The organism is Macrococcus capreoli, assembly GCF_025628935.1.
GTDB classification, from domain to species: Bacteria; Bacillota; Bacilli; order Staphylococcales; family Staphylococcaceae; genus Macrococcoides; species Macrococcoides capreoli.
In genome coordinates this window covers 66,008-87,716 of sequence record NZ_JAOTIS010000008.1, presented here as the reverse complement: position 1 = coordinate 87,716, position 21,709 = coordinate 66,008, and the positions used below count along the sequence as shown (strand labels likewise).

Here is a 21,709-nt window from a genome sequence, read left to right as displayed (position 1 = left end):
TCTAGTGGGTACTTTTTGACTTCGACAATCAAAATGATGGCCGATAAATTCACTTTATCGGCCATCATTTTAAATATCACACCAATCCTTTATTCCCAATATCTTTACGGTAGAACATACCGTCACACTGAATGTGTTCTACTAATTGATAACTATTTGCCTGTGCTTCCTGTAAACTATCTCCTTCGCCTAATGCGATCATGACGCGACCACCATTCGTCACCCACTCGCCATCTTCTTGCTTTAACGCAGAGACGATATAATCCGTCTGATAGTCATAACCTTTCACAACATGCCCTTTATCATAGCTACCAGGATAGCCATTAGATGCTAACACAACGCCACAAATCGTTTTATTGCGCCACATTAAATCTAACGGTTGTTTGTTCTCTACCGCTTCAATCAACTCAATAAAGTCTGTCTCTAAACGACGTAATAATACTTGTGCTTCCGGGTCTCCGAAACGTGCATTAAATTCAATAACTTTCGGGCCTTCAATCGTAACAATAGCACCTACATAAAGAATACCAAAATAATTTAATCCTTCTTTATGCATCGCCTGAACAACCGGATAAACGATTTCCTGATTTGTACGTTCAATCATGTCATCACTAATATGACTGACCGGACAGTACGCACCCATACCACCCGTATTCGGCCCTTTATCACCATCGTATGCACGTTTATGGTCTTGCGCAATCGTATCGAATGGAATACAGAAATCATCATTCACCATTACCATTAATGAGAATTCTTCACCTTCTAAATATTCCTCGAAGACAACTTTAGCATGTTCCTCAGTATAGAAGTCATTGATTGCATCCATCGCTGTTGCTTCGTCCATTGCAACGACAACACCTTTTCCCGCTGCGAGTCCATCATATTTAATGACAATCGGTGTACCGTGCTGTTTCACATATTGAATGGCATCTGCTTTATTCTCAATTGTTTCGTATTGCGCTGTCGGAATATTATATTTCGCCATTAACGCTTTCGCGAAATCTTTCGACCCTTCCATTTGCGCAGCGCTACTATTAGGACCAAATGTCTTAATGCCCGCTGCCGTTAATCGATCGCTTAAACCATCAATTAATGGTTGTTCTGGACCAACAACGACTAAGTCAATGGCTTGTTCTGTCGCAAATTGTACGATTGCATCGTGATCATGTTCTGCAATATCCACGATTGTCGCTTCACGTGCCATCGCTTCGTTTCCACGAATAACGAATACTTCTTCTACACGTGAAGACTTGCCAATCTTACGTACTAACGCATGTTCTCTTCCACCAGAACCGATAACTAATACTTTCATAACTGCCTCCTAGTGTTTGAAATGACGTACGTCCGTCATTACCATCGCAATGCCAAATTCATTCGCTTTATCAATTGAATCCTGATCTTTTATTGAACCGCCAGGCTGAACAATACATCTAATTCCAGCCGCATGTGCAGTTTCAACTGTATCACTCATCGGGAAGAAACCGTCACTTGCCATCACGACATTCTCGTTCATTTCAATCGCACGTTCAATGGCAATCTTCGCAGCACCGACACGGTTCATTTGTCCTGCACCGATACCGACCGTTTGTTTGTCGTTCGCTAATACGATTGCATTTGATTTCACACTCTTCACAACTTTCCAGCCGAGTTCAATCGCTTTCCACTGTGCTTCAGTCGGTTGCACATTCGTCACGACACGCATATCTTCTTTCTTCACGTTTAATAAATCTTTATCCTGAACTAAATAACCACCAGACACTGAAACGAATTCTTTCTCGTTTGCTTCTACAGTCATATCAATTTCAAGTAAACGTAAATTTTTCTTTTGTGTTAATATGTTCAGCGCTTCTGCACTAAATGAAGGTGCAATAATCACTTCTAAGAAAATGGAATGCATCTTCTCAGCGGTTGCTTTATCGACTTCACGGTTCACTGCAACAATACCACCGAATATACTTTGGCTATCCGCATCATATGCATGCTGGAATGCTTCAGCAATTGTTTCACCTGTACCAACACCACATGGGTTCATATGTTTCACTGCAACTGCAGCTGGACCATCAAACTGCTTCGCTAAGAAAAGCGTCGCATCCGCATCTTTAATATTATTAAAGCTTAACGGTTTACCGTGTAATTGTTTCGCACCAGCTAATGTGTTGTTTGCGTCACTCGTCTTTACAAATTCAGCCGTTTGATGTGGGTTCTCACCGTAACGTAACGTTTCTTTATTGTCGCTAAAGAAATTGACAATCGCCTCATCGTAATGATTTGTATGCGCAAATACTTTCACCATTAACGATTTACGGAATGCGTCATCCACTTCATCTGCTTTAATACGCGCAATAACTGTATCGTAATCAGCCGGATCCACAACCGTAATCACATGCTTAAAGTTTTTAGCAGATGAACGTAACATTGTCGGTCCACCGATGTCGATATTCTCAATCGCATCCGCTTCTGTAACATCTGGATTTGCAACCGTTGCTTCAAATGGATATAAGTTTACTGCCACTAAATCAATCGGTGCAATGTTATGTTCTTTCAGTGCTGCAACGTGCTCACTATTATCACGGTCGGCTAATATGCCACCATGAATGTTCGGATGTAACGTCTTCACACGACCGTCCATAATTTCTGGAAAGTGCGTTAATTCACTGACAGATTTAACGGGAATATGATTGTCTTCTAACGTTTTTTTCGTTCCGCCTGTAGAATACACTTCGTAGTCATTTGCCACTAACTGTTCAGCAAACGCTACGATACCTGTTTTATCTGAAACGCTTAATAATGCTTTTTTCATTGGAGACTCCTTATTGAATGATTTTTTTTATCACACGTGGATATAATTCATATTCAAGATTCTGAACACGCAGTTGTAATGACGCTTGCGTATCATCTTCTAATATCGGACAGCTCATTTGATCAATGATCGTTCCGGTATCCATTCCGCTATCAACGTAATGCACTGTTGCACCCGTTACACGTACACCGTAACGTAATGCCTGTCCGACTGCATCTTTTCCTGGAAAGCTCGGTAATAATGACGGATGAATATTTAACATACGCCCTTCATATACATCAAGCAATGTTGGACCAACGAGCTTCATATAGCCTGCTAGGATGATCCACTCGACGGCATCTTTCTTAAGTTGCGCGAGTATCGCTTGTTCATAAGCAGTTTTATGCTCAAACTGTGACAATTCAAATAGATGCACTGGTGTACCGAAACGCTTCGCGCGTTCAATCGCGTATGCCTCACGCTTATCCGTATACAACCCGACAACATTAATATTTGTTAACTGTCCTGCCTGAATATGTTCCATAATCTTCTCGTAATTCGAACCATTACCTGACGCAAATATCGCAACGTTCTTCATATTAAACTCCTGTAATCACGATGTCTTCCTCACCTGCGACAACGCGACCGATCGTATAAATTTGCTCGTTGAACTGTGTCTGCATAACTGATTGAATCTTTGCTACTTCACTTGCATTCACGATAAAGATAAAGCCAATCCCCATGTTGAAAATGTTATACATTTCTTTCGCGTCGATTTGACCTTTATCCTGTAATAAATCGAATATTGGTAATTTCGGAATCGCTGTCACATCGATTTCCGGATAAACACCTTCAGGGAAGACACGTGGAATATTCTCGATAAATCCGCCACCCGTCACATGACACATACCATTCACTTTCGCATGCGCCAGCACTGCTTTTGCCGCTTTAACATAAATACGTGTCGGTTCTAATACTGTATCTAACAGCGTCTTACCATCTGTAAATTCAGCAGTTAAATCTAATTGATTATCTTTAATAATCTTTCTAACTAAGCTGTAACCATTAGAATGAATACCACTAGAAGCTATTCCTAATATCACGTCACCTTCAGCGATGTTAGAACCGTCAATATAGTCCGCTTTCTCAACAGCACCTACTGCAAAGCCAGCAATATCGTAATCACCAGTATGATACATATCGCCCATTTCAGCCGTTTCACCACCGATTAATGCACATTCACTTTGTACACAACCTTCAGCTACGCCTTTAACAATTTGCTCAACGATAACAGGGTCCACTTTGTTTAACGCTAAATAATCTAAAAAGTATAACGGCATTGCACCTGTTGTTAATATGTCATTCACACACATTGCCACTGCATCAATACCGATTGTGTCATGTTGATCTGCATCAATTGCTAAACGTAACTTCGTACCGACACCGTCAGTCCCTGAAACAAGCACGGGCTGTTTCATATTCAGTTGTGATAAATCAAACGCTGCACCGAAACTCCCTAAACCGCCAAGTACTTCTTTACGCATAGTTCGATCAACGTGCTTTTTCATTCTTTCTACTGCTTCATACCCCGCATGAATATCTACGCCAGATTGTTTATAACTTTCAGCCATCGTTAGACTCCCTTCTTCTTCTTCTCTTTGTCTTCAGGTAATAAGTGGTCAACGATTTCAATCGGGTAATTGCCTGTGAAACACGCGTTACATTCACCCTTTGAATCAAATTGACTGAACACTTCATGCATCCCTTCAACCGATAAATACGTTAATGAGTCCACTTCTAAAATATCTTTAATCTCTTCAATACTTTTGTCTGATGCAATCAGTTCAGCATGTGTTGATACGTCAATACCGTAATAACATGGATGAATTAAAGGTGGCGAAGAAATAGCCATATGCACCTCTTTCGCGCCTGCATTCTTTAATGTCTTCACAATAAATTTACTCGTCGTACCACGCACGATAGAATCATCGATAACGATGACACGTTTCCCTTCAATCACATCACGCACCGGTGAATGTTTCATACGGACAGCACGTTCGCGTAACTTCTGATTCGGTGCAATAAATGTACGGCCGACATAACGATTCTTAATTAAACCTTGTTCATTCGAAATGCCCGATTGCATAGAGAAACCTTTCGCTGCCTGAAGTGAAGAGTCCGGTACACCAATCACGACATCCGCTTCAACATTCATTTCTTTCGCTAGTTGCATTCCTAACGCTTTACGCACTTCATAAATAGAATGCTTTCTAAACTCTGAATCCGGACGTGCGAAATATACATATTCCATTGAACACATATGCGATGCTGTATTTGTCGTATACGTATCTTCTGCAAGACCTTGATTGTTAAAGATCAACACTTCACCTGGTTCAATATCACGAATGTAATCTGCACCAATTGCAGTAAACGCACATGTTTCACTGGCAACACAATATGCACCGTCAACCATACCAAGCATTAACGGACGCACGCCGTTACTATCACGCGCAACAAACATTTGCTCCGGATGTAATACTAAGAAACTAAACGCACCTTTAATTTGATTTAATGCCGCTTTAAAGTTCGCAAGTTTATTATTTGATTTCGCCTTTAACAGCAGGTGACCGAGCACTTCAGAATCACTTGATGTCTGGAAGATTGCACCTTCAGATTCTAATGCCAGTTTAATTTGTTCTGCGTTCGTCAAGTTACCGTTATGTGCTAACCCAATATCCCCTTTAGAATGTTTAAAGATAAACGGTTGCACGTTCGATAATTCGGACGCACCCGTCGTCGCATAACGAACATGACCAATCGCATGATTAAAGCTGCTTAATGAATCTAACTTTACTTGGCTGATGGCTTCAGGTAATAGCCCCATTCCACGGGCACCGTATATATTCGATTCGTCAGAACATACAATCCCTGCACCTTCCTGACCACGGTGCTGTAATGAATGCAGTGCCATATATGTAAGGTCAGCGGCATTCGGGTGACCCCAAATACCGAAGACGCCACATTCTTCATTTAGGCCTCTGATGTCATACATTGTTCAATTGCCCCTTTCCAAGACGCACTGATTGTTGAGACACTTTCAGAAATTTCGCCTTGGTTTGTTTTTAATGTAAATGTAGATCCCCCAAAAGTTCCGATTTCAATTGCATTTTCAGGAACAAATCCTTCTTTAGCAATTAAAATATAGTTTCCTTGTGTTTCTGCAAAAATTTCTGCGTTTGTTGCATCAACTTGTGCATTAATGCCTGTATTGAAGTAAGCTGTGATTTGAGCTAATTTAATTGCTAATCCGCCTTTACCTACTGCTTGAACGTGTGATAATTTGCCGTCAGTAATTGCTTTACGGATTGCTTCTCCACGTTGTACTTCAGTTTCAAGATCTATCGTAGTCGTTACGTGCGATACTTCGTTATATAATAATTTCTCAATTTGAGAACCACCGAAGTCTGACTTTAATTCTCCTACTAAGTAAACTTTCTCACCAGCTTGAGGTTTGAAATCATTTAAATAGTTCACATCTTCGATTAAACCGACCATCCCTACAACAGGTGTCGGGAAGATAGCATCACCTTTCGTTTCGTTGTATAAAGAAACGTTACCTGATACAACAGGTGTATTGAGCGCGCGACATGCTTCGGCCATTCCTTTAGTAGAATCTGCTAACTGCTGATAAATTTCAGGCTTTTCAGGGTTACCGTAGTTTAAACAGTCTGTCATTGCAAGGGGTAAACTGCCGACAGCGATTAAGTTACGATACGCTTCCGCAACGACCATCTTACCGCCTTCGTATGGATTGTTAAATACGTAACGTGCTTCACCGTCTATTGTAGATGCGATTGCTTTCGTCGTACCTTCAACACGTGTAACACCTGCTGATAAACCTGGTTTAATAATTGTGTTCGCACCGACTTGCTGATCATATTGAGAATATGCCCACGTTTTTGAAGCAATTGTCGGATGATTTAACAGACGTGTAAATACGTCTTGTGCATCAATGTTGTCATAGTTATGATCAACATCAGCGAATTCTGCTGCTTTACCTTCTAATACGTAAACAGGTGCTTCGTCCGATAATGGTTGTACCGGAATATCTGCAAATACTTCACCTTCATATGTTAAGACGAAACGGTCAGTATCTGTTACTTCACCGATAACAGCTGCATCTAATTCATGGTGTTCAAATAAATCTAAGAACTTTTGTTCAGAACCTTTCTCTACAACTAAAAGCATACGTTCCTGCGTTTCTGATAACATCATTTCATATGGTGAAATACCTGCTTCACGCGTCGGTACTTTCTCTAACTGTAAGTGAATCCCTGACTCACCTTTCGCTGCCATTTCAGAGCTTGATGATGTAAGCCCTGCAGCACCCATATCCTGAATCCCAACAAGTTCCGGATACGTAATCGCTTTTAACGTCGCTTCCATTAACTTCTTACCGACAAATGGGTCACCAATTTGTACTGATGGACGTTTCGCTTCGCTTTCTTCACTTAATTCTTCTGACGCGAATGTTGCACCGTGAATACCATCACGACCTGTCTTTAAACCGACATAAATGACAGGGTTACCGACACCTTTAGCAGTCCCTTTTTGGATTTTGTCGTGATCAATAATACCGACACACATCGCATTGACTAATGGATTACCATCATAACGCGAATCGAATTCGATTTCGCCAGCAACCGCCGGGATACCGATACAGTTACCATATCCACCGATCCCTGCAACGACACCACTAAATAAGCGTTTATTCTGCTTTTCCGTTAATTCACCGAAACGTAATGAGTTGAGTAACTGGATTGGACGCGCACCAATCGATACGATATCACGAACGATACCACCCACACCTGTTGCTGCACCTTGATACGGCTCAATCGCTGAAGGATGGTTATGTGATTCTACTTTGAATACAACGGCCTGGTTATCACCGATGTCGACAACCCCGGCACCTTCACCAGGTCCCATTAATACACGTTCACCAATGACCGGAAATTGCTTTAAGAATGGTTTAGAATGTTTATATGAACAGTGTTCACTCCACATTACAGAAAAGATACCGATTTCAGTATAGTTTGGCATACGCCCTAGTATTTCAACAACTTTATCGTATTCAGCATCTGTTAAACCCATTTCAGCATATAGCTTATTCTCTTTAATTTCTTGTGCATTCGGTTCTAAAAATTTCACCATGCTTATTTCCCCCAACTTTCTAAAATGGACTGGAATAACTTCACACCATCATCTGTACCTAATAATGATTCCATCGCACGCTCTGGATGTGGCATCATACCACAAACGTTACCTGCTTTATTTACAATTCCTGCGATATCTTCAATTGATCCGTTTGGATTGTTGTTATAAGTTAAAATAATTTGATTGTTGTCCTGTAATTCTTTTAACGTTTCTGATGAGCAGTAATAGTTCCCTTCACCGTGTGCAATCGGATAGATCACTGTTTCATCTTGATCATAAAGATGCGTAAATTTCGTTGTATTGTTAACGATCTTTAATGACTCGTTCTGACAAATAAATTTATGACTTGTATTATGCATTAACGCACCTGGTAATAAACCAATCTCCGTAAGAATCTGAAATCCATTACACACACCTAATACAGGACGGCCTTCTGCAGCTAAACGTTTCACCTCAGGAACGATTGGCGCAACACGTGCCATCGCACCACAACGTAAATAATCTCCGAATGAGAAACCACCAGGAATTAATACCCCGTCAAAGCCTTCTAAAGACGTTTCTCGATAATCAACGTATTCCGCTTCAAACCCTGTGTTAAGCGCTGCATTGAACATATCTCTATCACAGTTTGAACCCGGAAATTCAATCACAGCAAATTTCATTATTTTGTCTCCTCATCTTCGATAATTTTATAGCGATACTCTTCGATAACTGTATTGGCAAATAATTTTTCGCTTAATGTGTTAACAACATTCGCTACTGCTGCGTCACTTGCTTCATCGACTGTCATAAATAATACTTTCCCTACGCGAATATCGTTCACTTGTTTGTATCCTAAATCGTGTACTGCGCGTGTTAAAGCTTCCCCTTGCGTATCTAATACTTGCGGTTGTAATGTGATGTGTAATTCGATTTTAGTCATGATTATAAAGCCTCCAGTTTATTATAAAATTTAGTATACGTATCAATTAAAGAGCCTGTGTTATTGCGGTAAACATCTTTGTCAAAGTTCTCATTTGTTGCTTTGTCCCAAATACGACAAGTATCCGGTGAAATTTCATCGGCTAACAAGATATTGCCGTCGCTATCTTTACCAAATTCAATCTTGAAATCAACGAGCGTTAAATCCATTTCATTCATGATCTTGATTAACGTTTCGTTAACGATTAAAGCCTGACGCTTTAATTCGTGAATATCTTTATCATCAGCTAACCCTAATAACTTCACATGGTCATCTGAAATAAATGGATCGTTTAGTTCATCTTTCTTGTAATAGAACTCAACGAGTGGCTTGTCAAACACTTGCCCATTATCAAAACCTAGACGCTTAACGATAGAGCCTGCAGCGACATTGCGTACAACAACTTCTAACGGAATAATCGTCACTTTCTTCACCAGTTGTTCCGTCTCACTCGTGCGCTCTATAAAGTGCGATGGTACACCTTCTTGTGTCAAGCGTTCGAAGAAATAACTTGTAATTAAGTTATTTAAACGCCCTTTCCCTGCCATCTTATCTTTCTTTGCACCATTACCTGCTGTTACTTCATCTTTGTACTCAATACGATAAATGTTATCATCTTCTGTTTTAAATACACGTTTCGCTTTACCTTCATACACTAAAGTCATTTCATCATCTCCTCATAAATAGGATAATACGTATCCGCTTTATCGTCTAACAAAAGGGTAATATGACCCATTTTGCGATTTTCTTTCCTTACAGCTTTACCATACACATGGACATGCCATTCAGGATGCTCCGGGAAATAACGTTCCATTGCATCTAAATCCTGACCAAGTAAGTTGTACATCACTGCCGGTTCGTGTAATGTAATTTGCTTCGGCAATGGATAGCCGATGACAGATAAGATGTGCGTATCAAACTGTGAATAGTCACAGGCTTCAATCGAATAATGGCCTGAATTGTGTGGACGCGGTGCAATTTCATTGACATATAATTGTCCTGCTTTATCGATAAAGAACTCCACCGTAAATGTACCAACGAAATGGATTGCAGAAATAATCTTCTCCACTTCAGCAATCGCCTGCTCCGTATATGGATGCGTGTGTTGGACTGTGGTCTTAAATAAGATTTGATTGCGATGCTCATTCTCCTGTACCGGGAAATAACAAATCTCACCTTGTAAATTGCGTGAAGCTGTAATCGATATTTCACGGTCAAGTTCGATCATTTGCTCTGCAACAAGGACTGCGTTCTCTACCATGCCGTATGCTTCTTCTAATTGTGCTTCAGAAGTTAATACAAGCTGACCTTTACCATCGTAACCACCGAATATTGTCTTTAACACAATCGGATATGATAAATCCTGAATCGCCTGATCAAGTGCAGCTTGACTGTCCACTTTACGATACGGAACGACAATTGCACCACTAGAAGCGATTGCTTCTTTTTCTGATAAACGGTTCTGCAATATGCCGACTGTTTCATACCCTTGCGGTACATGATTGACTGCACAAATTGCCTTTAACGTTTCGGCATTAATATTCTCAAACTCATACGTAATACAATCACTGATATCACTTAATCGTCTTAAACCGTCAATATCGTTATATGGTGATTCAATAAATTGATGTGAGACAAATCGTGCTGGACACGTCGGATCCGGATCTAAAATATTCACTTTAAACCCCATACGCTGTGCAGATTGAGCCATCATCTTGCCGAGCTGACCCCCGCCGATGATCCCAATCGACTGACCGAGTTTCAATTTAGTGTAAGTCACTTTGCATCGCCTCGACTTTCTCTACTAAAGACGCTTCATATGCATCCAGTTTCTCAATTAATGCTGTATTGTGAATACTTAACATACGTGCTGCAAGAATACCGGCATTCTTTGCACCTGCTGTTCCAATTGCAGTCGTTGCAACTGGAATCCCCCCGGGCATTTGAACAATAGACAATAATGAATCCATTCCTTTTAACGCTTTCGACTCAATCGGTACACCGATCACAGGGCACGTCGTCATTGAAGCAACCATGCCAGGTAAGTGTGCTGCACCACCTGCACCTGCAATAATGACATCAATTCCATTGGCACGTGCTTGTGTTGCAAAGTCCACCATTAAATGTGGTGTACGATGTGCAGAGACTACTTCCTTAATGTAAGGAATCTCGAAATGATCGAGCATATCGCACGTTGCTTTCATCGTCGACCAGTCAGAAGAAGAACCCATAATTACTGCTACCTTCACCAAACATCATCCTTTATGAATTATTTGAAAAACGCTTTCAATAAAGTGTATATTACATATATAGCATAACAATTCAATATTCATTTTTCAATGCAATTTACGAACATTTAAATACTTTTTTCAAAAACATTTAAATTTAGTTCGTATTTTTGGTTGTTTTATTGCTATAATTAAATATATCGTTCGAATAAAAAACGGAGGGAATTATTCATGACAGCAAAAGTATTAGACGGTAAACAAATTGCGAAAGATTATCGCGAAGGGTTAGCAAAAGAAGTAGAAGCGTTAAAGGCACAAGGGGTAACACCAAACTTAACAGTTATCTTAGTAGGTAATGATGGTGCGAGCCAAAGTTACGTCAACAATAAGAAGAAATCAGCAGAAAAAATCGGAATGTCTTCAGAAATTATTCATTTAGATGAATCGACAACGGAAGAAGCATTACTGAATGAAATCGATAAATTAAATAACGACGTGAATGTTCACGGTATATTAGTACAAGTACCACTACCGAAACAAATTGATGAAACGAAAGTATTAGAAAAGATTGCACCAGAAAAAGACGTAGACGGCTTTAACCCGATTAACATCGGAAGATTATATGCAGGGGTAGAAACGTATATTCCATGTACACCACTTGGTATTATGGAAATCTTGAAGAACGCGGATATCGATTTAGAAGGTAAAGACGTTGCAGTGATTGGCCGTAGCCATATCGTAGGTCAACCCGTTTCTAAATTATTAACGGATGCGAACGCGACGGTTACTTTATTACACTCTAGAAGTAATGATATGAAAGCTGTATTAAAGCGTTCTGATGTCATTGTTTCTGCAGTGGGTAAACCAGGTTTAGTAACGAAAGAAGATGTGAAACCAGGCGCTGTTGTTGTCGACGTTGGTAATACTGTTGTTGATGGTAAATTAACTGGTGACGTATTATATGATGAAGTAAGTGAAGTGGCGAGCGCCATTACACCGGTACCTGGTGGGGTTGGTCCATTAACGATTACGATGGTATTAAACAATACATTACTTGCAGCGAAGCGTATTTCAGGGAAATAAGGTCGATTTGAATCGGTTCAATATTTCACTAAATACCTCAAATTAACCTAAAAAAGTCCCGGAAACGACGTTTCCGGGACTTTTTTAAGGTCAATATGAACCACTAATCCATTAAAAAAAGCTGTCAAACTTGACAGCTCATTTATTAAATCGTAATACTCATCTTAGGACCAAATGGTTCAAAATGTACTTGAGAACGGTCGATATTCATCGCGTTAAACACTTCTAACATCGCTTCCATAAAGCCGACAGAACCACACATGTAGATCTCTTCATCACCATTCATAATATCTGCTAATTTCGCTTTATTTAAACGATCAGCCGTTTCTGAATAATTGAAGTAGAAATGCACTTTATTGTTGTTATGATACTTTGTAATCTCATCTTTAAATGGTACCGCCTCGCTATTATATGCAGAATGGATGAATTTAATATCGCGACCTTTCGCAATTTCATCTTCTAACATAGCCATAATTGGTGTCATACCAACACCACCACTGATCAATACAATCGATTTATCAGCGTCAACGTCAACAACAAATTCACCAGCTGGCGCAGATAATAAAATCTCATCGCCCACTTTCACGTTGTCATGTAAGAAGTTTGAAACCATACCCTTCTCTTCACCCGCAACGTCACGTTTAACAGCGAATTTAAGACCGTTTGTAATATCAACTGAGCAAATAGAATAATGACGTAACGCATCATTCTCTTCACCATCAGGATGAACTTTCACTGTAATATATTGACCCGCTTTAACAGGTTTCACTGTGACAGCATCACTTTGAACTGTGAATGATTTAATATCAGGCGACTCTTGTTTAATTGCAACCACTTTGAACTTCGCAAAGTCTTTCCAGTCTGCCTCGTCGTATAAAGCAGCTTCCATCTTGATGAATACGTCAGCGATGACGCCATAAGTTTGTGTCCACGCATCTACGATTTCAGGTGTAGCAGCATCCCCTAATACATGTTGAATTGCCCAGATTAAGTTCTCACCAACGATTGGATAATGCTCAGGTTTAATTTCTAACGCTCTATGTTTATGTGCAATCTGATTGACGTTTGGAATAATTGCTTCTAAATGATCAATATGTTTCGCAGCAGCGATCACTGTTTGTGCTAAAGCAGTTTGTTGACGCCCTAATTTTTGATTTGTCTTATTAAATACATTCAGTAATTCTGGATGTTCAGCAAACATATGTTTATAGAAAGCAGATGTGATTGCTTCACCGTGTTCTTCTAATACTGGAATTGTAGATTTAATAATACTTTTTGTTTCTTCAGTTAACATGATAATTCCCCCTAAAAGTTGTATCTAAAATACATGTTTAATAACAACTTTAATAATACAACTTCGAAATGAATAATACAACTGATATACGGTAAAAATGTCATGATTTATATAAAAAAATAAATATTAATTACAAATATTTAGTCTATAATAAATGTTGAGGAGAGGATTACGATGAGATTAACACTATACTCTGATTATTCATTGCGCGTTTTAATGTTTTTAGCGAGAAGAGAAGAACGAACGCAAATTGATGAAATTGCGCAATTTTATCATATTTCGAAGAACCATTTGACGAAAGTGGTGAATAATTTAGCAACGATGGGTTATATTGAAACGACGCGTGGGCGTGGTGGCGGTATGACGCTTAAGATGGCGCCAGAAGAGATCAATATTGGTGGATTGATAAGAAAGACGGAAGAACATTTTACGTTAGTGGAATGCTTTGATCCTGAAACGAATACATGTCCGATTGCAGGGATATGTGGTTTGCAGAACGTGTTAGGTGAAGCGTTGATGGCTTATTTGAATGTACTGGATCAATATACTTTGCAGGATGTGTTGTTTAAGAAAGTGACTATATAAAGAAATCCGGGCAGCAAGACTGTGCCCGGATTTTCTTATGATAAAAAGCAATATAACAATGCGATGATGAAAACGATGAGCAGTTTGATAAGTAATCGCAATAGAATCACCCTTGTTATATATCGAAGAGTACAAAAAAAATAATAATTTTAATCAAATTTCAAATAAGTTGTCGGAGGATTACTCAAAAATGCGTCGTGAATTGCTTTAGTAGATCCATAGATATTTAAATTTTCTGCTGCTAAAAAGTCTTTGTCATCTGTTAATATGCTATGTATACCATTAGTTTTAGCAATAGCAATATGTTTAGAATCTGGTACAACCATTCCTGTATTTAATGACAATTGAATCTTCATTTTATCCACTTCTTCAGTTTCAAAAGTTATTTTATTTGATATTTTACTAAGAATATCAGATTCAAAATTTTTAACCTCATTATAAACTTGAGAAAAAATTTGTTTCCCTTCATCCTTTGAGATTTCCTTAGTATTATTAAGCTGATTCAATAATTTATATTGATTCTGATAGTTTTTATGTAATACAGTAGTCATTTCATCTAAACCGTGTTGAGAATAATATAATACTGAATTATTTGCATTAACCTCAGAAATGAACCGTTTGATATTATTTGTTGTATGATTATTTCGGTTATCATATAAATTCATAATAGTATTTGTGTCCATATAAATATCTTTATCAATCAATTTAGAATTTACAGGAAACCGCGTTGAAATAAATACAGAATTATTTGTCACGTCTCACACCATCCTTATCTGTTAAGTACACTAATGGTTTATGTTTTTCAAATAATTCATTTATTTCTTTCAAGTCTTTATATTGTTTAGATTTTTTTACATTTCTCTTTTTTATCTCTTTTTTAGAATATGCTTGCATAAACATAGTCATCACTCATTTTCATTAATATAATTTTCCAGAAGCTTTTCATCTATAATAGTGATAATTCTAAGTGCTTCAGATAAATCGCTTCTTAAATTGTTGATGTTATAAATACCATGTTTTGATCCCAAAATATGCGTTTTGTATACGTCACCTTTTTTAATTGGCGTATAGTTCGGTTCGTATTTAAAACGTATTTCAAAATTGTCATCATTATATCTGTATTCTTTACCTACACCAATAATATGTCTGTCAATTTCACTTAATTCATTTTGAATCTTTTCATTTTTTATATTTTTCTCGATAATATCCGTTAATAATAAATCTATATGATAATAATTCTCGATTAATAAACTTTCCAATATTAATTTAAATATATCACTCATTTTTTTTAAAAAATCATCATTTCTAAGAACAATATCATTGATATTTTGGAAGACTATTGTAATTCGTTCATGATTTATATCAATATTTACGCCTTCATGAAATAAGCTGTCAATTTCAGCTTTTTTATTCATTACATTTTTTTGTTTTAAAGTACTTAATTCCCCAATATTAGCTGACAATGTAATAATTAACTCCATAATATACCTCCTAAGATAATGTTCTTTATTACATAATATCATAAATTGTCAAGTATATAATAAATATTGAGTCATTTATTAATAGATTACTCAATCAATTTACGCTATTTTTTTACTGTATTTTTATTCCTAACCTTAATGAAAGCGATGAGTAGTTTGATAAGAAATCGCAAAAGAATCACCCTTGTTATATATATCGAATTGATGATAATAACTAGGGTGATTTTCATATTAACTATTTGTAAGTATATCCATGTCGATATGGCTTTTTAAATTTATTCTTCATTTTTTCAGCAATTGATTGTTTTTTTATAGATTTACTTTGAAAATATTCTAAATTACTTTTTCTAATTCCGTTGTCAAATTCTTTGTTAAGATAATCGACTAAGTCTGGTAAATAATCTAAAGGTTTTCTGCATACAGAATCATTTACATCTTTTTTTACTTTATATTGATGTTGAATGATTGAGCTTGATAAATCATCATTTATTATATAAATAATTTCATTTTCTTTATTGAATGATTTATATAAAGATTCGATTGCAAAATAATTCTCGTTAATATAATTCAATTCGTTTTCGTCTTCAATATATCTTAAAAAAATAGTTGGTGCTTTAATAGTTGAATAAAATTTTTCTATTCTTCTTTTATACTTGTTCTGTACATTTTCTAATTGCTCAGATAATGGTAAAAATCTATCAAAATCATGGAAGAATTGTACATTATATTTTTTATTTTTATAATAACTTCTATTAACTTCGTTCTGTAATAATAATGATTCATCTAAAAATTGAATAAAATTATTTTGAACAAGCTCATTTACACCTTTAAAATCTGAAATTAACCAGTCAAAAGGGAAACTACTGGATCTAAATCCGTATTTCTCAAGCTCTTGTGCAGGCCCACAAAAAAATCCTAATGAAATTATATTTTTCATAAGCATCTCCAAATCAAATTATTTTTCATCAATAAAATTATACAAGTGTAAACGATATCCCATCATCTTTTTAAATTCTGAAATCCAAATATCAAATCTATCAGTTCTCTCATACCATCTATTTCCAAACTTATCAAGTGATGTAACAAAATGAAATTGAAAATTGTATTTATTATTTTCATCGAACACCATCATTGTTCTCTTCATATGATAATCACTTGTAACTACAATTGCTGATTTAAATTTATTGTAAATCATTATTTTATTAATAGTATCTACAGTATTAAAAGTACTTGTAGATTTATTCTCAACAATAATTGCTGATAAAGGTATTCCTAGTTTAACTGCATTTAATACTGATAAACCATCTTTAGAATCGCTAACAGGTGATAATATTACCCTATGGGCTAAACCTTCTTTATATAATGCCGCACCTTTTTCTAATCTACCTTCATCTCCACCTAAGATTAAAATAGCATCAGATTTTATTTTTTGATTCATCGTTGGATGTATCAAACTATCAATTAGAAAAATATTAAAAATTGAAAAGGTGATTATTAATACAAACACTAAAGAGTGAAATGAAAATATATTCCTTATTTTATCGATAAATAAATACATTTTAATGTGCTAAAAATTTTCTAATTTTTAAAATAATCATATCTTGAATTTCATCTGTCATTTTACTATCAGAAGGTAAACAAATACCATGGTCAAATAAATATTTTGATACATCCATTTGCTCATCTTGAATGAAATCACAACCTTCAAATACAGGTTGTAAATGCATTGGTTTCCAAACTGGACGTGCTTCAATATTATCTTCTGCAAGCATATTAATGACATCTAAATAGTTTTTACCTGTAACTTCATGGTCAATTAACATTGTAGATAACCATCTATTACTAAATGTATCTTCAAGCTCTTCCATAAAAGAAATACCCTCAACATCCTGTAAACCTGCTTTATAGCGGTCAAATATTTCTCTTTTCTTAGCTACACGATCATCTAATACTTCCATTTGACCTCTACCAATACCTGCAGAAATATTACTTAAACGATAGTTATAACCTACTTCACTATGTTGGTAATGAGGCGCATTGTCGCGCGCTTGAGTAGCTTTCTTTAGGGCATGAGCTATTGCTTCTTCATCATTTGAAATAATCATCCCACCGCCTGAAGTTGTGATGATTTTATTACCGTTGAATGAGAAGATACCAAATTTACCGAATGTACCACTCATCTTACCTTTATATTTAGAACCTAAGCTTTCTGCAGCATCTTCAACTACAGGTACGTTGTATTCATTACAGATCGCCATGATTTCATCCATTTTAGCAGATTGACCGTATAAGTTAACAACCATAACAGCCTTAGGCAATTTTCCTAAGCCAGCATATTTTTCAAATGCTTTCTTCAATGCATATGGAGACATATTCCAACTTTCAAGATCTGAATCAATAAATACAGGTTTAGCACCCAAATATAATATTGGATTTGCTGTTGCTATAAATGTTAAAGAAGAACAGAATACAATATCATCTTGGCCTACATCTAATAAATCTAAAGCTAAATGTAATCCACCTGTTCCACTTGATAATGCACAAGCTGCTTTTATTCCCGTGTAAGATTTTACAGCGTCTTCAAATGCATTTACGTTTGCACCTAGCGGTGCTACCCAATTCGTATCAAATGCTTCCTGTACATATTTTTGTTCAGTTCCACCCATATGTGGTGATGAAAGGAATACTCTTTCTTGCATGTTTATCGTCTCCTTTTAATTTAAGTAATTGATTATGCTCTGTACTCTGGAAAGAATGATTTTTGCGATTCAAAATTTCTAATTTTAACCAATTCATTATACATTTCTTGATTGAATATCTTTTTTCCGATACTAAATCGTAGATTCGAATTTTTATTAAATTTCTTTTTATAATTTAATAATTCATCAGTCGAAGAACCTAGTCCCCCACCTAAGTGAAACAGTTTATAACCATTTAAACTACCCCATAATGCTGTATTTAATAAAACATTGTTATTCGGTGCTAAGTTATTAAAAGATTGTCGAGTACCAGAAAGATGATAATGTAAAATTTGATTTCCTAATAAAATGATGGCAATCGAAATAATTTCTCCATCTTTTTTTGCGTAACAGAAGAGAAAATTATATTTTAAATCGTTTACGATGCTCTCATAATACTCTCTATTAAAAAAGTAATAAGAATCAGCATTATTTTTATTCATCGTTTCCTCATAAATATCAATAAAAGTATCTAGTAAGGCTCTGTCGTTTGAAAAATATATTTCTACACCATCTTTATTTGCCTTTCTTATCTTGTTTCTCATTCTTGATTGAATATTTGACCAGACAATATCTTCACTTGATAAATCTAATGCGATTGTTTCACCTAGTGTTATAATGTCGTATTCATTATTAATTAAATCAAAATTATTTTTTATCGGATGAAATCGTACAAATTCTGATACAATCTTATTTTTAATACAGTAATTATTATATTCTTCAAAATAGTTGTTAATATCACTATCATTTGATGATTGTATTAATGTACCACCATAACCATATGGTGAAATAAAATCAAAATATCTCCCCGGTTTCAATACTTCAGAAAATCTTTTGTCTGCATGAATATCTCGTTTGATTACTACATTAATAATTTCTGTAGTATCAGTTTTGAAATAAAATAATAATGGATCTCCGTCTCCATTTAAATAATATCCATTTAAATAGCCCCAAGTATGATATACATCTGTTAAATCAGAATTATTTACAATTTGATCCCACTCATCTTTATTTTGATGTTTTATTACTTTAAACATTTTTAACAACTCCATTATTGTTTAATTGGCTTCTTTCTACATCAAAATCTTCCATCACATGTTCACTACCTACAACTATATCTGCTCTTTTAACAACTTTCTCAGCTGTTTTTATTAAAATTTTAAAGTCATTAATAAATGTAATATTTTCAACATATTGTACATCAAGTTCTAATCGTTTATCCCAATTTAATAAATTGCGTCCATTAACTTGAGAAAGTCCTGTAAGTCCTGGTCTTACGGTATGACGCTTCTGTTCTTTTTCAGTATAATAAGGTAAATATTTTACTAAAAGTGGTCTAGGACCAATAAAACTCATATCACCTTTTAAAATATTAATTAAACTAGGTAATTCATCAATACTCGACTTTCTTAAGAATTTGCCGAATTTCGTTAACCTTTCATCATCAGGTAATAGATTACCAAATTCATCTTTTTTATTTGTCATAGATCGAAACTTGTACATTTTAAAAACTTTCTGATTTTTTCCAGGTCTGTCTTGAGAGAATAAAACCGGCCATCCATTTATTAAAACGATTAATATACTTACAACAATTAACAACGGCGAAAGTAAAAATAAAAGAATGAATGAAAAAGAACTGTCTAATATTCTCTTAATAAATTTTCTATACATTTTATTCAACACCTTCAATCTTTTTAGACAATAGAATCTTTTCTGGCATGAAATCCAATTTTTCATATAACGCCATTGCGACTTTATTATCTGGAGAAACATTTAAATCAATCATTGATATCTTTTCTTTAATAGATATTTCATGAACTTTATTTATTAGTTCTCTTGCAAAGCCTTTCCCTCTATAATCAGGATTTGTTGAGATATAAGATATATGAAATCTAATAATTCCATTAAAGTTTCTTTTAAAAAACCATATAAATGAAACTAGTTTTCCTTCAAAAACATGCCCATAAACATAAGTATTTTCCGAATAAATATATTGTTTTAATAGTTCAACATATTTATTTACACTTTGATTTTTATCTTCTTGAATATAGTCAATTAATTGCACAATATCATCTTTATAGAGCTTTATATTTGACTCATTTATTTTAATCATAATATACCTCTTAAATTATCTAGTTGATTCAGCTTTCTCCCAAAATGGTTTTCGTTTCCCAGTAAAATAATTCATCATTCCATGTAATTGAGCCACAAGTGTCATACAGTAATAATAAGGTAATTTAAAAAGTTTAAATGGATTAAATCTTCCAATAATTGCAAAAACATAGAATAACGTTTGTAAAAATAATGATAATTTATAAAATAATTTAGGATTCTTTAATACTAATATTGTGTTAATAATAAACAATAAAATATGGTTTATCGCTAATAAATATCTTAATGTTCTATGACTTAGCATTTGAATTGTGAAAAATTTGTATTTAAAAATATTAATAAAGAATAGTGATTCGAAAATACTTTCGAATATAACTCGATTCATTCTCACTTTTCTTTTGTACTCATCCTCATCGTTTTCTCCAGCTTTCTCGTAAGCAATAGCATGATTGTTAGTGATTGCTTTATATCCCCTTAACACAGCTTCTTTTGGCATTTTACTATCATGAGAATGAATTAATGGTACTTCTACATATAAATCTTTTCTAATTGCGTATAAAGCTCCATTACCTGCAGTAATACTAGATAAATTAGATTCAATATTTCTAATTTTTTTATCAAGATTCCAATATGTATTTTCCGCATCACTTGTAGGATTGTCTGCAGCGTTTGTATAAACTAAATCTCCAGATACATACATAATAGAATCATCATAAAAACTAGATACTAGTTCTTGAATAGCTCTTTGATCTAACATTGAGTTAGCATCAGTAAATACCAATATTTCACAATCCGTTGTTTTTACTGCTTCATTTTGAGCGTTAGTTTTACCTTTTCTCTCAACTACATTATAAAGTCTAGTCTTAAATTTGGGATTTGAATTTATAAATGACTCAACTATATTTGCTGTACTATCATTACTATTATCATTGGCAACAATAATTTCAATTTTGTCATTAGGATAATCTAAACTCATTAAATTCTCGAGTTTCTTCAAGATTACCTTTTCTTCATTATGTGCTGGAATTATCAAACTTACCTTAGGAGTTTGTTCTTTTCTGGGATGATCTTCTAATTTAATTAATTTATCTAATAAAATTAAAAAATAATTATATCCAATCATTGGCCAAACTATTAGAAAAGTGAGTAAATAAAAAAAACTTTTAATTGTTTTCAAAGTTCATCATCCTTAGAATTATTTTAATATGACCCATATGAAAAATTACATGGGATA

General features: G+C 35.3%; 24 protein-coding genes. 2 read left to right on the top strand and 22 right to left on the bottom strand.

Annotation, left to right across the window (positions count from 1 at the left end; genetic code table 11):
- Positions 1–76 precede the first annotated feature (76 nt).
- From purD to purE, 11 genes are read right to left on the bottom strand one after another with little or no spacing between them, the layout of a single operon-like run.
- Positions 77–1,312 carry a phosphoribosylamine--glycine ligase gene (gene purD / locus OCL94_RS07485; RefSeq protein ID WP_262996111.1) on the bottom strand — a complete coding sequence of 412 codons (1,236 nt, stop codon included), beginning with the start codon at positions 1,310–1,312 and terminating at the stop codon, positions 77–79.
- A gap of 9 nt (positions 1,313–1,321) precedes the next feature.
- Complete coding sequence (gene purH / locus OCL94_RS07480; RefSeq protein WP_262996109.1) at positions 1,322–2,800, bottom strand: bifunctional phosphoribosylaminoimidazolecarboxamide formyltransferase/IMP cyclohydrolase; 1,479 nt, start codon at positions 2,798–2,800, stop codon at positions 1,322–1,324.
- Positions 2,801–2,810: 10 nt separating this feature from the next.
- Positions 2,811–3,377, bottom strand: coding sequence for a phosphoribosylglycinamide formyltransferase (purN, locus tag OCL94_RS07475; protein ID WP_262996107.1), 567 nt, complete (start codon positions 3,375–3,377; stop codon positions 2,811–2,813).
- Position 3,378: 1 nt separating this feature from the next.
- Positions 3,379–4,410, bottom strand: coding sequence for a phosphoribosylformylglycinamidine cyclo-ligase (gene purM / locus OCL94_RS07470; protein ID WP_262996105.1), 1,032 nt, complete (start codon positions 4,408–4,410; stop codon positions 3,379–3,381).
- A gap of 2 nt (positions 4,411–4,412) precedes the next feature.
- Positions 4,413–5,831 (bottom strand): amidophosphoribosyltransferase, encoded by a 1,419-nt coding sequence (gene purF / locus OCL94_RS07465; RefSeq protein WP_262996103.1) that lies wholly within the window; start codon positions 5,829–5,831, stop codon positions 4,413–4,415.
- The gene (purL, locus tag OCL94_RS07460; protein ID WP_262996101.1) at positions 5,810–7,990 is read right to left on the bottom strand and encodes a phosphoribosylformylglycinamidine synthase subunit PurL; all 2,181 of its coding nucleotides are present in this window, start codon (positions 7,988–7,990) and stop codon (positions 5,810–5,812) included. The genes purF and purL overlap by 22 nt, the downstream gene beginning before the upstream one ends.
- A gap of 2 nt (positions 7,991–7,992) precedes the next feature.
- Entirely contained in the window at positions 7,993–8,655 is a 663-nt protein-coding gene (gene purQ / locus OCL94_RS07455) for a phosphoribosylformylglycinamidine synthase subunit PurQ (protein WP_262996099.1), read from the bottom strand.
- The gene (gene purS / locus OCL94_RS07450) at positions 8,655–8,915 is read right to left on the bottom strand and encodes a phosphoribosylformylglycinamidine synthase subunit PurS (protein ID WP_262996098.1); all 261 of its coding nucleotides are present in this window, start codon (positions 8,913–8,915) and stop codon (positions 8,655–8,657) included. Before purS ends, purQ begins: the two co-directional genes overlap by 1 nt.
- A 2-nt stretch (positions 8,916–8,917) precedes the next feature.
- Complete coding sequence (purC, locus tag OCL94_RS07445) at positions 8,918–9,619, bottom strand: phosphoribosylaminoimidazolesuccinocarboxamide synthase (RefSeq protein ID WP_262996096.1); 702 nt, start codon at positions 9,617–9,619, stop codon at positions 8,918–8,920.
- Positions 9,616–10,734, bottom strand: coding sequence for a 5-(carboxyamino)imidazole ribonucleotide synthase (gene purK, locus OCL94_RS07440; protein ID WP_262996094.1), 1,119 nt, complete (start codon positions 10,732–10,734; stop codon positions 9,616–9,618). Before purK ends, purC begins: the two co-directional genes overlap by 4 nt.
- Positions 10,721–11,203 carry a 5-(carboxyamino)imidazole ribonucleotide mutase gene (purE, locus tag OCL94_RS07435; RefSeq protein ID WP_262996092.1) on the bottom strand — a complete coding sequence of 161 codons (483 nt, stop codon included), beginning with the start codon at positions 11,201–11,203 and terminating at the stop codon, positions 10,721–10,723. Before purE ends, purK begins: the two co-directional genes overlap by 14 nt.
- A 210-nt stretch (positions 11,204–11,413) precedes the next feature.
- Between purE and folD the strand changes: the two genes are divergently transcribed.
- On the top strand, positions 11,414–12,265 hold the full coding sequence (gene folD / locus OCL94_RS07430) for a bifunctional methylenetetrahydrofolate dehydrogenase/methenyltetrahydrofolate cyclohydrolase FolD (protein WP_262996089.1): 852 nt from the start codon (positions 11,414–11,416) through the stop codon (positions 12,263–12,265).
- 145 nt (positions 12,266–12,410) lie between these two features.
- On the opposite strand, the gene OCL94_RS07425 is transcribed toward folD, so the two are convergent.
- Positions 12,411–13,559, bottom strand: coding sequence for a globin domain-containing protein (locus OCL94_RS07425; RefSeq protein ID WP_262996087.1), 1,149 nt, complete (start codon positions 13,557–13,559; stop codon positions 12,411–12,413).
- A 174-nt stretch (positions 13,560–13,733) separates the two neighbouring features.
- Here OCL94_RS07425 and OCL94_RS07420 point away from each other — a divergent pair, with 174 nt between their 5' ends.
- Positions 13,734–14,144, top strand: coding sequence for an RrF2 family transcriptional regulator (locus OCL94_RS07420; protein WP_262996085.1), 411 nt, complete (start codon positions 13,734–13,736; stop codon positions 14,142–14,144).
- A gap of 149 nt (positions 14,145–14,293) precedes the next feature.
- On the opposite strand, the gene OCL94_RS07415 is transcribed toward OCL94_RS07420, so the two are convergent.
- From OCL94_RS07415 to OCL94_RS07370, 10 genes are all read right to left on the bottom strand, one after another.
- Positions 14,294–14,899, bottom strand: a complete 606-nt coding sequence (locus OCL94_RS07415; protein WP_262996083.1) for a PIN domain-containing protein — start codon at positions 14,897–14,899, stop codon at positions 14,294–14,296.
- Positions 14,889–15,044, bottom strand: coding sequence for a hypothetical protein (locus OCL94_RS07410; RefSeq protein WP_262996081.1), 156 nt, complete (start codon positions 15,042–15,044; stop codon positions 14,889–14,891). The genes OCL94_RS07415 and OCL94_RS07410 overlap by 11 nt, the downstream gene beginning before the upstream one ends.
- Positions 15,045–15,049: 5 nt before the next feature.
- Positions 15,050–15,625: a hypothetical protein gene (locus tag OCL94_RS07405; RefSeq protein WP_262996080.1), complete on the bottom strand. Its 576-nt coding sequence runs from the start codon at positions 15,623–15,625 to the stop codon at positions 15,050–15,052.
- Between the two features lie 235 nt (positions 15,626–15,860).
- On the bottom strand, positions 15,861–16,562 hold the full coding sequence (locus tag OCL94_RS07400) for a papain-like cysteine peptidase (protein WP_262996078.1): 702 nt from the start codon (positions 16,560–16,562) through the stop codon (positions 15,861–15,863).
- 18 nt (positions 16,563–16,580) lie between these two features.
- Positions 16,581–17,063 (bottom strand): YdcF family protein, encoded by a 483-nt coding sequence (locus tag OCL94_RS07395; protein WP_262996077.1) that lies wholly within the window; start codon positions 17,061–17,063, stop codon positions 16,581–16,583.
- A 121-nt stretch (positions 17,064–17,184) separates the two neighbouring features.
- Complete coding sequence (locus tag OCL94_RS07390) at positions 17,185–18,324, bottom strand: DegT/DnrJ/EryC1/StrS family aminotransferase (protein WP_262996075.1); 1,140 nt, start codon at positions 18,322–18,324, stop codon at positions 17,185–17,187.
- 32 nt (positions 18,325–18,356) lie between these two features.
- The gene (locus tag OCL94_RS07385; RefSeq protein WP_262996073.1) at positions 18,357–19,400 is read right to left on the bottom strand and encodes a GNAT family N-acetyltransferase; all 1,044 of its coding nucleotides are present in this window, start codon (positions 19,398–19,400) and stop codon (positions 18,357–18,359) included.
- Positions 19,393–20,034, bottom strand: a complete 642-nt coding sequence (locus tag OCL94_RS07380) for a sugar transferase (protein ID WP_262996071.1) — start codon at positions 20,032–20,034, stop codon at positions 19,393–19,395. Before OCL94_RS07380 ends, OCL94_RS07385 begins: the two co-directional genes overlap by 8 nt.
- Before the next feature lies 1 nt (position 20,035).
- A complete protein-coding gene (locus tag OCL94_RS07375) occupies positions 20,036–20,476 on the bottom strand; it encodes a GNAT family N-acetyltransferase (protein WP_262996069.1) in 441 nt (146 codons plus the stop codon).
- A gap of 15 nt (positions 20,477–20,491) precedes the next feature.
- Complete coding sequence (locus tag OCL94_RS07370) at positions 20,492–21,652, bottom strand: glycosyltransferase family 2 protein (RefSeq protein WP_262996067.1); 1,161 nt, start codon at positions 21,650–21,652, stop codon at positions 20,492–20,494.
- Positions 21,653–21,709 lie beyond the last annotated feature (57 nt).

Coding starts and splice junctions, on each gene's coding strand:
- purL (WP_262996101.1), bottom strand. CDS start 7,990: ATGGTGAAATTTTTAGAACCGAATGCACAAGAAATTAAAGAGAATAAG.
- OCL94_RS07385 (WP_262996073.1), bottom strand. CDS start 19,400: ATGTTTAAAGTAATAAAACATCAAAATAAAGATGAGTGGGATCAAATT.
- OCL94_RS07425 (WP_262996087.1), bottom strand. CDS start 13,559: ATGTTAACTGAAGAAACAAAAAGTATTATTAAATCTACAATTCCAGTA.
- purQ (WP_262996099.1), bottom strand. CDS start 8,655: ATGAAATTTGCTGTGATTGAATTTCCGGGTTCAAACTGTGATAGAGAT.
- purS (WP_262996098.1), bottom strand. CDS start 8,915: ATGACTAAAATCGAATTACACATCACATTACAACCGCAAGTATTAGAT.
- OCL94_RS07375 (WP_262996069.1), bottom strand. CDS start 20,476: ATGATTAAAATAAATGAGTCAAATATAAAGCTCTATAAAGATGATATT.
- purC (WP_262996096.1), bottom strand. CDS start 9,619: ATGACTTTAGTGTATGAAGGTAAAGCGAAACGTGTATTTAAAACAGAA.
- purD (WP_262996111.1), bottom strand. CDS start 1,312: ATGAAAGTATTAGTTATCGGTTCTGGTGGAAGAGAACATGCGTTAGTA.
- folD (WP_262996089.1), top strand. CDS start 11,414: ATGACAGCAAAAGTATTAGACGGTAAACAAATTGCGAAAGATTATCGC.
- purM (WP_262996105.1), bottom strand. CDS start 4,410: ATGGCTGAAAGTTATAAACAATCTGGCGTAGATATTCATGCGGGGTAT.
- purN (WP_262996107.1), bottom strand. CDS start 3,377: ATGAAGAACGTTGCGATATTTGCGTCAGGTAATGGTTCGAATTACGAG.
- OCL94_RS07400 (WP_262996078.1), bottom strand. CDS start 16,562: ATGAAAAATATAATTTCATTAGGATTTTTTTGTGGGCCTGCACAAGAG.
- purH (WP_262996109.1), bottom strand. CDS start 2,800: ATGAAAAAAGCATTATTAAGCGTTTCAGATAAAACAGGTATCGTAGCG.
- OCL94_RS07405 (WP_262996080.1), bottom strand. CDS start 15,625: ATGGAGTTAATTATTACATTGTCAGCTAATATTGGGGAATTAAGTACT.
- OCL94_RS07380 (WP_262996071.1), bottom strand. CDS start 20,034: ATGTATAGAAAATTTATTAAGAGAATATTAGACAGTTCTTTTTCATTC.
- OCL94_RS07395 (WP_262996077.1), bottom strand. CDS start 17,063: ATGAATCAAAAAATAAAATCTGATGCTATTTTAATCTTAGGTGGAGAT.
- OCL94_RS07420 (WP_262996085.1), top strand. CDS start 13,734: ATGAGATTAACACTATACTCTGATTATTCATTGCGCGTTTTAATGTTT.
- purF (WP_262996103.1), bottom strand. CDS start 5,831: ATGTATGACATCAGAGGCCTAAATGAAGAATGTGGCGTCTTCGGTATT.
- OCL94_RS07390 (WP_262996075.1), bottom strand. CDS start 18,324: ATGCAAGAAAGAGTATTCCTTTCATCACCACATATGGGTGGAACTGAA.
- OCL94_RS07410 (WP_262996081.1), bottom strand. CDS start 15,044: ATGTTTATGCAAGCATATTCTAAAAAAGAGATAAAAAAGAGAAATGTA.